Origin of the sequence: Rhodococcus maanshanensis NBRC 100610 (assembly GCF_001894865.1) — a bacterium.
Lineage (GTDB): Bacteria > Actinomycetota > Actinomycetes > Mycobacteriales > Mycobacteriaceae > Rhodococcus_G > Rhodococcus_G maanshanensis.
In genome coordinates this window covers 25162-36666 of the sequence record NZ_BCXA01000060.1, presented here as the reverse complement: position 1 = coordinate 36666, position 11505 = coordinate 25162, and the positions used below count along the sequence as shown (strand labels likewise).

9 protein-coding genes, 1 tRNA gene and 1 pseudogene are annotated in these 11505 nt (G+C 64.3%); 4 read left to right on the top strand and 7 right to left on the bottom strand.

Annotated elements, in window-relative coordinates:
- Nucleotides 1-217 (top strand): annotated as a pseudogene (locus RM1_RS26495) (hypothetical protein); the annotation flags it as partial.
- A gap of 3 nt (nt 218-220) precedes the next feature.
- Here RM1_RS26495 and RM1_RS24140 read toward each other — a convergent pair.
- Nucleotides 221-1252: a CobW family GTP-binding protein gene (locus tag RM1_RS24140; RefSeq protein WP_072754154.1), complete on the bottom strand. Its 1032-nt coding sequence runs from the start codon at nt 1250-1252 to the stop codon at nt 221-223.
- Nucleotides 1253-1327: 75 nt separating this feature from the next.
- Nucleotides 1328-2482 (bottom strand): N-acetylmuramoyl-L-alanine amidase, encoded by a 1155-nt coding sequence (locus tag RM1_RS24135; RefSeq protein ID WP_072754163.1) that lies wholly within the window; start codon nt 2480-2482, stop codon nt 1328-1330.
- A gap of 204 nt (nt 2483-2686) precedes the next feature.
- On the opposite strand from RM1_RS24135, the gene murJ reads away from it, so the two are divergent.
- On the top strand, nt 2687-4273 hold the full coding sequence (gene murJ, locus RM1_RS24130) for a murein biosynthesis integral membrane protein MurJ (RefSeq protein WP_245816591.1): 1587 nt from the start codon (nt 2687-2689) through the stop codon (nt 4271-4273).
- A 716-nt stretch (nt 4274-4989) separates the two neighbouring features.
- Here the strand turns inward: murJ and RM1_RS24125 are convergent.
- Complete coding sequence (locus RM1_RS24125) at nt 4990-6660, bottom strand: hypothetical protein (protein WP_143069375.1); 1671 nt, start codon at nt 6658-6660, stop codon at nt 4990-4992.
- A 637-nt stretch (nt 6661-7297) separates the two neighbouring features.
- Here RM1_RS24125 and RM1_RS24120 point away from each other — a divergent pair.
- On the top strand, nt 7298-7945 hold the full coding sequence (locus RM1_RS24120; RefSeq protein WP_143069374.1) for a hypothetical protein: 648 nt from the start codon (nt 7298-7300) through the stop codon (nt 7943-7945).
- Nucleotides 7946-8210: 265 nt separating this feature from the next.
- Nucleotides 8211-8936: a restriction endonuclease gene (locus tag RM1_RS24115; protein WP_072754150.1), complete on the top strand. Its 726-nt coding sequence runs from the start codon at nt 8211-8213 to the stop codon at nt 8934-8936.
- A 213-nt stretch (nt 8937-9149) separates the two neighbouring features.
- Here the strand turns inward: RM1_RS24115 and RM1_RS26250 are convergent, their stop codons facing one another.
- From RM1_RS26250 to RM1_RS24100, 4 genes are all read right to left on the bottom strand, one after another.
- Nucleotides 9150-9800, bottom strand: coding sequence for a hypothetical protein (locus tag RM1_RS26250; RefSeq protein WP_143069373.1), 651 nt, complete (start codon nt 9798-9800; stop codon nt 9150-9152).
- Nucleotides 9801-9986: 186 nt separating this feature from the next.
- Nucleotides 9987-10059 (bottom strand) — tRNA-Ala (locus RM1_RS24110).
- Between the two features lie 159 nt (nt 10060-10218).
- Nucleotides 10219-10959: a DsbA family protein gene (locus tag RM1_RS24105; RefSeq protein WP_072754149.1), complete on the bottom strand. Its 741-nt coding sequence runs from the start codon at nt 10957-10959 to the stop codon at nt 10219-10221.
- Between the two features lie 36 nt (nt 10960-10995).
- Nucleotides 10996-11484 (bottom strand): MauE/DoxX family redox-associated membrane protein, encoded by a 489-nt coding sequence (locus RM1_RS24100; RefSeq protein ID WP_072754162.1) that lies wholly within the window; start codon nt 11482-11484, stop codon nt 10996-10998.
- Nucleotides 11485-11505 lie beyond the last annotated feature (21 nt).

Sequence of the window (11505 nt, the reverse complement as noted above, 5' to 3'; positions counted from 1 at the left end):
CGGCCAGGGCCGCGGCCGCGGCCGTGGGCAGTCCGGTTCCGCGACAGGCCGCGGCGGCGAGGGCGCCACCACCGGCGGCGGTCGGGGCTCGGGCGGTCGTGGGCGCGGCCAGGGTTCCGGTCAGCCCACGGTGATGTACAGCAGCGAGACGCCGGGCTCCGGTGGCTCGCAGGGCGGCGGCAGCAATCAGCGCCGCAGGCGCGCAACGCGTCCCTAGGTTCTAGTTCTCCACCACGTAGCGGTGCACGCCGGTCATGGCCTCTGCACCGCTTTCGTGTATCCGCACGCAGTCGTCCATGCGGCGCGCAAGCGCATCGGCATCGAGCCCGGTACCGATCAGCACCAGCTCGGTGACGCGGGCCGCTCGCCTGCCCCACGGACCCGTCTCGAACCGGATCTGCCTGCCGACGGTCTGCAGGGTGTACCGCTGGGTGTGTCCAGGAATGCCGAAGTACACAAAGCCCTTGACCCGATACAGGCCGGGTGGCGGGTCCTCGAGCAGGCGGATCAGGGCCCGCGGGTCCATCGGTTGCGCGCTGGTGAACGTCACCGCCTCGTAGCGGTCGTGCAGGTGATCGTGATCCCCGCAGTCGTGGTCGTGCGGATCGGTGAGCAGTTCGTCGAGACTGAGCTGACGCGGGCCGTCGTCGACCCTGGTCACCTCGTCGAAGAGCAACCTCGGGTCGATGCGGCCGTGCGCGGTTGGCAGCACCGGCGATCGGCCGCCGAGCTCCTCGACGCGGGCCAGTACCGATCGCAGGTCGGGCTCGGAGATCCGGTCGGTCTTGTTGAGCACCAACAGATCCGCCATCCGCACGTGCAGATCCAGCTCGGGGTTGGCCGCCCTGGTGTCCTCGAACTCCACGGCGTCGACCAGCACCACCAGCCCGCCGTAGACGATTCGCGGATTCTCACTGCCGAGCACGAGGCGGACCATGTTCCGCGGCTCCGCCAGCCCGCTGGCCTCGACGACGATCACATCGATGTCCGAGCGGGGGTGAGCCAGCCGGTCGAGCATCGAGTCCATCTCGCTCACGTCCACCGCGCAGCACAGGCAGCCGTTGCTCAGCGAGACCATCGAATCGACCTGTCCCGCCACCATCATCGAGTCGATGTTGACGGCGCCGAAGTCGTTGACGATGACGCCGATCCGCACGCCGCGGTTGTTGCGCAGCAGGTGGTTGAGCAGGGTGGTCTTGCCTGCGCCGAGGAATCCCGCGACCAGGACCACCGGTATCGCCCGCTTAGCCACCGCGTCACCTCCCGTTTCGACCGGCCACCCATCTTAGGTCGGTCGAAACAGGCTGGGATGCGGCCCTGTCGGGGGTCAGCGCGTGGCGCCCTGCGCGATCAACGTCTCGAGCAGCCCACTCAGCAGCTTCGAGACCAGCCCCAGGTTCTCGTCGGTGGCCAGCCCGCTGAAGCCGCCGAGGCCCAGCTGTTCGAGCAGCGGCTGCAGCAGCACGAGCACCTGGCTGAGACCGCCATCCGCCGGGGCGGCCTTCTCGGTCGTCGTCGTGCTCGGCCGTGCGGGCTTCGTCGTGGTGGTCGCGGTGGTCGTGGAGGGCGCGGCCTGCTCGCCGGCCGTGGTGGTCGTCGTGGGCGCGGCGGTCGTCGTCGGCGCGGCGGCCGTGGTGGTCGTGGTGGTCGTGGTGGGCGTGGTCGCGTCCGTTGCGGGCGTCGAGGCGACCGTCCCGGCGTCCATCAGGAAGTTGACGGCGCCGGTGGTGATCGCGATCGCGTGCTTGAGCCTGCCGTCGAGGCTGTCGAGGACGGCCGAGTCCTCCGGATTGGACCCGTTGCCCATCTCGACGAAGACCAGCGGGACGGTGGTCAGTGAGGGGCCTGCCACGTCGGCGCGGGTCTGCAGTCCCTCGACGACCCCGGCGTAGTTCGCGGGCGTGAAGCCGTTCTTGACGTAGACGTCGCGCATCGCGCGCGAGGCCTCCAGGCCCTTGCCGGACTGCGCCTTGTCGACGGCGGGGTCGGGCACCGGCAACTCCGGGATGATCATGTGGAACCCGTGTCGCGTCGCGTCCGCCTCCGCGGTGGTGGAGTCCGCGTGAATGCTGATGGCCAGGTCCGCGCCCGACTCGTTCGCCGCCTTGGCGCGCTCGTCCACGCAGCCGCCCCAGCCGGAGTCGTCCTGACGGCTGAGCACGACCTTCGCACCCAGGGTCTCCAGGCTCGTCTTCACCAGCTGCGAGACGTCCCAGTTGATCGTGTGCTCGGCGAGACCACCCTGGCTGGTCATGCCGGTGGTCTGGCAGTCCTTCTTGCCGCCGCGGCCGTCGTCGACCTGCCTGGAGAGGTTCTCGGTGTGAGCGGTGCCCTGGTGGCCGGGGTCGAGGAAGACCGTCTTGCCGGTCAGGGGGGTCTCGGCGGCGGTGTCGGCTGCGGGTTCGGCCAACGCCGCCGCGGGCAGCACCATCGCGGTCAGGGTCGCGGCGGCCAGCCCGGCCATCATCGTGGTCATCTTCATCTTCGGGATGGGCGCCGGGTTCGGGTGATCCGCTGGCACCGCTCTCCTTCCACACAGGTAACACCAGTCACTCAGGTCACATTCGGCACCAAGTGAATCAGATGTCTCGCCGGCAGGCGAGTATCCGCGACAACCGTTGGGTTTCCGTGACCTGGCGCCCTGCATCCCCCGGGTGCGGGCCATGCGGTGGGGCACCATGGTGGCGTGGGGGACATTCAGAGCACACTGGCGCGCTCGACCGGAGCCGTCGCCACCGCGACCGTGGCAAGCCGAGCGACGGGCTTCATCCGCACCCTGGCACTGGCAGCCGTGCTGGGCACCGCCGTGGTCGGCGACGCGTACAACGGGGCGAACACCCTTCCGAACATGGTCTACGAGCTCTTGCTCGGAGGGGTGATGAGCAGCGTGTTCGTGCCGGCGCTGGCGCGGGCCCGGTTGCGCGGGCGCGCATATTCGCGCGTGTTCACCCAGCGGTTGCTGCTGGCCACGATCATCGGCGCCGCCGCGGCGACGGTGGTCGCGGTGCTGTGCGTCCCTCTGCTGGTCGCGGCGCTGGTGTCGGATTCTGACCAAGCGCAGTTGACGACCGTGCTGGCATATCTGCTCTTTCCGGAGATCTTCTTCTACGCTCTCGCGGCGACGGTGACCGCGATCTTGAACATCCGCGACAGTTACGCACCCGCGGCCTGGGCGCCGGTCGTCAACAACCTGATGGTGCTCGCCACGGTCGGCATCTTCGTGCTGATGCCCGGCCCTGTGACGTTGACCCCGTCGGCGATGACCACCGCCCAGGTGCTCGTGCTCGGCATCGGCACCACCGCAGGAATCGTCGGACAGGCCTCGTGGACGGTCGTGGCGCTGCGCCGGACCGGATTCCGGTGGAGTTGGCGGGTGCGGCCCGTGCCGTACACGTGGCGTCCGGTGCGGATCGGGGTCGGCCTGCTCGGCTGGATCGTGTTGTACGTCGCGATGAGCCAGGTCGGTGCGACGTTCGTCCTGCTGGTGGCCTTCGATCGCGGCGGGGTCTCCACCTACACACTCGCAGACCTGTTGTTCCAGGTCCCGTACGGAATCCTCGGGGTTTCCCTGCTGACCGTGCTCACGCCGCGCATCGCCCGCGCCGTCGCCGACGACGACCGCGCGGCCCTGATCGCCGACATGGGCCGCGCCGCCAGGTACTCGGTGGTCGCGCTGGTCCCCGCAGGGGTCGCGATGACCCTGCTCGGACCGATGCTGACCACGGTGATGTTCATCGGTCGCGTCGACGTCGATGCCGCGCGGCTCATCGGCACCTCGCTTGCGCTGTCGGCGTTCGGCCTCGCGCCGTTCGCCTTGGTCATGCTCCAGCTCCGTGTCTTCTACGCCGGCAACGACATGCGGACACCGGCGCTGATCAACGTCGCGATGGTGGCGACGAAGATCACCGTCGTTGCCGCGGCCGCGGCCACCCTCCCGAGTCAGGCGGTCGTGGTGATGCTGCCGGTCGCGAGTTCCCTGTCTTATCTCGTCGGCGCCGCGTGCGGGCACTGGGCGCTGCGTCGCCGCTACGGGCTGCTCGGCTTCCACGCCGTGCTCGAGACGTTCACACGGGTGCTGTGGGCATCGGTCGTCGCGGGCCTGTTCTGTGTCGCGTCCGTCGGGCTGTCCCACCGGTTCATCGACAACCCCCGCGGAGCCGCGGCGATCACGCTGCTGGCTGCCACGGCCTTCGCCGTGCCTGCCTTCCTGCTCGCCGCCAAGAAGATCGGTGTGCCAGAGGTACGCAACGCCAGGGCGCTCCTGCTCGGCTGAACAACGACAAAACCCCCACCTCGCGTTTCGCGAGATGAGGCCTTTCATCGTTGGGCCTGAGGCGACAACTATCGAACCTCCCGACCATCGGACAGGACGGCGGGCGGTAACGTCAGCAGCCGGATCATGCGCGGGTTCTCCGCCCCGTTTGCTCATTTCGTTAGTGCGTGAGTCCGGGGCCGGCGATCTGGTTGAGCGACATGTTGAGACCCATGGCGCCACAGTTCCAGGTCACGAGACATCCTTGCCGCCTGCCGAGTTGTCCGCACCGCCTTGCGAATCCCGCCGGTAGCCTCGTCCGATCCGGCGTCGTTGCGGGCGGCACCATCTTGTCCCGAAGTCACTAATCAGAGCCATCGCCAGCGTCGAACCGTGTAGGTCTGGCCGCGGCGCTCCACCGTGAACTGCACCCACTCGGCCCACCCCCTCAACTCCTCCATCCATGTCCACAATTCGTTCACGAGGTAGTCGGCCGCATCGTGTGCCGTGATGTCCTACGGCAACGGATGGTTGCGGCTCGGATTGTCGACCTCGACTCGAGGCTGATCCGTTGCGCGAACCCGTCGCACCGGACGCCCGCGAGCGCTTTCACCAGTTCAGGCACTTCCCGGAGCGTCACGCTGAGGTCAGCGTGCCCCTGCTCATCCAGAAGAAGTGATTCATTACGAGCCCTTTCGGTTCTTCACTCACGCACGACCTTTAGGCGGCCGTCCCCACTACGCTCCTGTGGCCCCGTCCATCAAAGCCCTGAACTTCTTGTGAGATCCGACTATGTGGCTACTCATCATGCGCCCCAGACCCCTTGATTCAAGAAAATATTGAAGTGTAACCGGAACGCCCCTCATACTCTCACGCCGCCAAGAAATAAGAAGGTCGACAAAATCAATTCGGTAATACTCCGAGACGCCTTCCATTATGTGAAGATTGGACAGCTGAACTACCGCCGGAGGCATCACCCGAGGAATAAAGTGAGCAAAGAACGGCCTCGCCCGCAGCTGCAAGTCTATATCAGTCGATGAAGTATTCGGGATGCTGTTGTCGGGGACGATGACGAGTGGAACGTGCTCTACTGCACGCAGGTTCCCAACTAGGCCTTCCCATCCATCTTTTCGAAGAATGCGGATTGTCGATGCAAGTTGCTTGAATTTCCCCTTATTTGTACCGGAGAAGACCTTTCGCATATCATCGTCGTATTCATCTTGCGACCCAAGACCTTGGGCGAGTTTGAAATTAAGCGGGTGATTGGTCGCGTCAATCTCAATACAATAGATTCCCGCAGGAAGCACCCAATCACATACAGACGGCTCCTTTCCCTTCGATTTCCACCGATCCTGCATCGCCACCTCGCCGACAACATCAGCGATCGCATCACTGTTCTGCGCGATACGTGTGATTACTTCACCAACAATCTTCTCAAAGAGATGATTCATGGCTTCACTGAACTTTTCACCCAGATAGCGCGATTCTTCCATGAAGGAGCCGTACGTCTGCCAATACAGCTGACCTCCGAAGAAGCGATCGACGCCCCATTGGTGACGGAGAAGGAGGTATCGGCCAGGCTGGATCTCGAGAAACGGATACTGCGATAGCGTGTACCGCTGGTATGCAAGGTCTCCGCGCGCTCGGTCCGACGACAACTTGGCGACGTAGCGCTCAGGGCCCAACGCCAAGTGGGTGGCGAGAAACTCGACCGCGCCGACACTCACTCCCTCGGCAACAAGACTCTGCTGTGTGAATTCAATCTCTCTCTGCTCGTTTGAAAGTCGATGAATAGCTTCCCCCATCACAAGAAAGTCAACGAGGTCAATACCGTTAGCTCGCTTGAATGCTTCAGCAGGCGACGTCCCCAGCTCCGGTTCAGTGACCTTCGCCGGCCAGCTTGCGAACCACGTGTCAACCGTCGTCGCCTGGGCGATTTCAAGGTTGGAGACCCAGTTGAACAACAGTGCCGCCACCTCATCCGGCAGCATTGTTCGAATCTCCGCGATAGTCTGCTCCAAGCTGAGTGCGGAGGTGCGCTGTGAGAGTTTCACCATCTCCGCGTACGTGGGAGCATCGCCCTCAAACTCGTCTCTTAGATTCTGCTCGGATGTAATAGAGAGGATCAACCTCACCAATGCAGTTTCATCAATCTTTGGGCTTACCCCATCCAATGAGGAGTACTCAATGACTTCACGCTGGAGTTGCACAATCGAGCGGACCGGAGCGAGTCGATGCGAGTCACGTACCCGACGAACCGCATTTTCCACCCAGCTACCAGAACACCTTGACAAATACTCAAGTTCAACCGACGCCGTATCCCAATTTGTGGTGGAGGCAATGTCTAGCGCCCGATGTAGCTCGGAGAGTCGACGCAGCAGGTTAACTCCGTCCGCGTCTTTGAGCATCTCAATTCGATCTCCGAAGGTCCTGACACTATTGCGCCAGGCTCCTCGATCATTTGCCGTAGCGCCTCTGGAATGTTCGGGCCAAAGTCGTTCTCAACAAAGGCGCGCACGTCCACCGGCGCCTCGCTCAGCGGCGGAGCTGCCACCTGATGTGAGCTCGCGGCCGCAGTAGCCTTCTCCAACTTCTTAGGCCCCCGTCTCGGGTTCTTCCGCCCATACTTCGTCACCGAGCACTCCTGCCTAGATAGAAGAATCCTCACTGGCCGTTAGCCAGCGAGGTAGCGCACATCAGGATTGTGCCCGCATTGCGGGGCACTTCATGGTCACCGGGCGGCCTCCTGTGTTAATCCGGTGCACCGGCGCGACAAGAACCTGATGCTGGATCGGCTCTGACGTGGGGTTGCCGCGCGCACTACGCGCGCTCATCGCACGACCGGTACCGTCGACCCCTGGGGACGCGACTTCGAAGCGAATGGTGCGTTCGGTTCGGTTCGGTTCGGTTCGGTTCCGCATCTGCCCGGTCGTGCGATCCTGGCACGGCACACTGCGGGGTTTCGGTGACCGGCCGGACAGCTGCCGTTACGGTCGTCGCATGACTCGGAGAATCCCGACGTGGTGCTTGTGGGCGGCGTCCGGCGTGTGCGTTGTTCTCGGTGCGGTTCTGATCGTGTGGGCGCTCGCACTCGATGGGCTGACACAGCCCGAGGCCACGACCACGACGGGCGTGCTCGCGATCTGCGCCGCCGGTGTCGCGTTCCTCGGTGTGCATCGGCAAATCCGATCCAATGAGCGGATCAATGAGCGGAATCGGGCGGGCGAGGCCGAGCGTGCGCGGCGCGCCGAACTGTTAGAAGTCGTGCGGGACACAATCACAGGCATGGGTCAGCTGTCGAGTTCACTGATCGACCTGAACAGCTCGCGTAGAGCATTCGTGCTCGACGGCCCGCCGACAGATTGGGACGAGAACGCCTACAAGGCCGTCGAGGCGCGCCTGACCGCAGCGTGGGCGCTGCTGTCTGCGCTCGGGCAGCCGGCGTTGGCGACCGAGTTGGGCGACCTGCTCGGACATGCGAACGACTGCGTGAAGCTCGGCGACAAGTCGACTGCCACGCGTGACGAGCGCTTGGCGCAGATAGAGCGATGGTACGAGCCGTACATCGAGGCATGGGCGCGAATGCTCACGGCCCTGCAGCAGCTGCTCGGTGAGGATTCGCTCGTGGCGCGGCCGCCGGCTTCGTGGAACCCGCAGGGGTCGAAGTATCACCGGCTGGCCGATGGATCATGATGATGAAGAGGAGGATGCCAAGTTGGCTGCTGATGGGACCGCGCCGGCACGCCGTGGCTGCCGAGGATTCGGTTGCACGATGTGCGGCACCGGCGGTGTCGCTAGTGATGGCCCGCGGTGTCCCGGTGCTCGACGTCGCGAAGTGGCTTGGCCGCAACCCGGCGATGACCTTGCACGTGTACGGGCATGTCGACCGTGACGCGTTGGCGCGGGCTTATGCATCGCTGTGCGGGCAGGCAGCGAGCGAGCAGTCGGGTCAACGTCGATGGGTAAGCCAGCGTGGAAGCGGTACCAAGAGGACGTCGCCGAGTTCTACCGTTCCCTCGGACTCGACGCGCAGGTCGAAGAGGTCATTGAGGGCGTCCGAGGTAAGCACGAGATCGACGTTGCCGTTCGAGGCAGGCGGGCCGGCATGGACTTCCTGTGGGTTGTCGAGTGCAAGGCGTGGAAGTCCAACGTCCCGAAAGAGAAGGTGATGGCACTCGCGTCGATCGTCGACGACGTCGGAGCGGACCGCGGTCTGCTGCTCAGCGAGAAGGGATTCCAGGCGGGTGCGATCAGCGCGGCTCACCGTAGCCAAGTGAAACTGACCAGTCTCGCCGAACTGCGAGTCGATGCCAACGACGAGGTGACCGCCGCCGCTCTGGCGGCGATGAAGCGCCAGGTGCATGGGCTGCTGGTCAAGCTCGACGACGTCGTACAGACCGACACGACCCGTCACTCGCACGGGGCAAGCACTCGGTACTTCACACCGAAGAACTGGAACCACGACACCTACATGCGGACGTTCGTCACCCTGACCACGATTCGCGACTCGATTCTGAGAGTGGAGCTGGGGGTCTGGCCCGCTCCCTACGCATTCAACGACGTAGGTGACCGGTACCTCGTCGCCCGGACCGCTGATGAGTTCGCCATGGAAGCAGGTGGGCGCATCGCCACGATCGACGAGCTACTGAGAAACGCCGTCGTCGTTCCTCGCGAGAGTCGTTAGACAGGCGGACAGTGAGCGCCAGACCCATTCGAGGGGCAGATGCCGGTCGTTAAAGGTCTGTGGGTTCGAGCATCGGTGGCTCCCAACTCTCTCCGGTGCACTTGAGTGGATCTGCGCCGACGACAGCGGCGATTGCTGCAGCGAATTCGAGGCGGTCGGCCACGTACTCGCTGAACGATGCTTCGTTGACGACGTCGAAGTCGAACACACCCTTTATCGATTTGGTCTCCGTCGGGCCGTCGTCCAACTCGGTCGCGACACAACTGGCTCTCTCGATGTCGTGTCCACGACGATGATCTCAGCGCTCGTGACGACGACCGGAAAGATGAGGTCGAAGTACACGAACCTGGTTCGCTTACCCATGTGCGAGGACCCTGCCACTCCCATGTGGTTGCGTTGTGCTGCGCGGATGGCCTTTGGCAATGGAAAAACGAGCGAGGTGAAGATGCCACTGTTGGTCGCGGACCAGTCGCCGCCTTTCACGCGATCAAGCCGTGTTAGCTGAGTCGCTCGAAAGCGGTCCTCACCGTATTGCCTTGCGACGTCCGCAAATCCAAGTACTTCGCAAGCTGGCTTCAGGTGGTAGGACTCGCTGTCCGGAATATTGAATCTCAGTTCCTCAACAGCAAGCTTGTGCTGAGTTGGCTGTTTGAACTGCCAAGTGGGGAGTGTCTGGCCGACGGCGACGTAGGGCAGTGTCGACTGCTTGCACTCAATGAGGAACTTCGCCGAGACAATGACCTGAGCGTCATCGTCTCGGAGAACCTGCCGATACCCGAAGACATCGAGTTCGCGTGACTTGTTCGGGTCGTCGACGTCCTGAAATGCCCACCCGAGTCGGGGAAGGCAGTCTTCGTCGGCCAACCTGCATTGGTGAGCGCGGCCAGCAATTCAGGCTCAGTCGGCGAGGCAGTCATGCTGGGGAATGCTATCGCGTTGCGGACCACGGTTGGCACGCTCATCGCGCCGTGGCACATTCTGGGCACACTGCGGGGATTGACCACAACAAAGGACAGGCCAGAAATACTGTCTGACCTGCCCTTTGTTGAGTGGAGCTAAGGGGACTCGAACCCCTGACCCCCACACTGCCAGTGTGGTGCGCTACCAGCTGCGCCATAGCCCCGTATTCGGTTGTTTCTCCGCCTCGGAGTGCGTGCTCCTCCGTGCTCGAAGAAAGTTACACCATTGCCACTCCGGCCAACAAATTGCCTGGTCAAAGCCTACTCTGATGGAGCGAGGGGCGGGCGACCCGCTATCGTCGCCCGCCCCTGCCAGACCAGAATCAGTTCAGCTGGGCGACCCAGTTCGGATTGCCGAGGGCATCGATCATGGTGCCGTTCGCGATCACCGTCGGCGTGCCCGCCGCACCGCTGGCCGCGAGCGCCTCACGGCCCTTCTGCGCCGCAGCGGCGGCCTCGTTCACCTTGGCGCCGTCCGAGATGCACGCCACCGCGGCGTCGTTGGCGCCGGAGTCCTTGGCGATCTGGGCCAGGTCTGCGTTGGAGTGATCCGAGGAGCCGTTCTCCGCGGGCTGGTTCTCGGGCGAGAACAGTGCCGCGTGGAACTTGGAGTACGCGATCGCGTCGCCGCTCTCCGCCACGCACATCGACGCGGCCACCGCGCGGGTCGAGTAGTCACCGCTGGCCGAGAGCCGGTTGAGGAAGTCGAGGATGTGGTACCGCACCGCGAGCTTGCCCTCGTCGACCTTCTGCGCGACCTCCTGGCCGTTCGTGTTCTCCAGCTCGGCGCAGTACGGGCACATCGGGTCCTCGAAGACGTCGATCGTGGTGGTCGCCTCCGGCTGACCGATCCGAACGGCGCCGTCCTCCTGCACCGCCACCTGGACGGCCGAGTTCGACACGGCCCCATAGCCCTCGTTGCGCGGCTTGCTGCGGTTGCTCTGCCAGATCACCCCGCCGATCACGACGGCGGCGATCACCAGGACCGCCAACCCTCCGAGGATGTACGTCGACCGACTCGACGTCGGCTGCAGAGAGGTGACGGGCTTGTTCTTCGCATTCACAGATGCAGTCCTTCGCTCCGAGAGTCAAATGTGGCTTTACTCTGCCATCTCATGCTGAGCGGGCACTGAGAGTGCGGGCCTCGACCCGGGACCGAGCGCGAACGGGCTACGCGGGAACACGGTCAGCCACCCGGCCAGGGCGAGGAACCCGACGTCACGGGCTATCTCGCGGGCATAGTCCCAGCCGTCGACATCCGCGGCGCCGCCACCGCCGAAGCACCCGCAGTCGATGGACAGCCCCCTGGCCCACACCGAGGCGATCACCCCGATCAGCACCACCAACAGCAGCGCCGACGCGATCGCCGCGAGCCGGACCCCGAGGCCGATCAGCAGCAGCAGGCCGAGCGCGATCTCGAGGAACGGCAGCGTGTTCGCCATCGGCCGCACGAGCGACTCCGGCAACAACTGATAGGCGCGCACGGCGATCACCGTTCCCGCCGGGTCGGCGGCCTTGAGCACTCCCGAGATCAACCAGACGGCGGCAAGACCGATCCTGGCGAACAGGCTGACGATACGAATCCACACCCGGACCACGGTACCGATCGG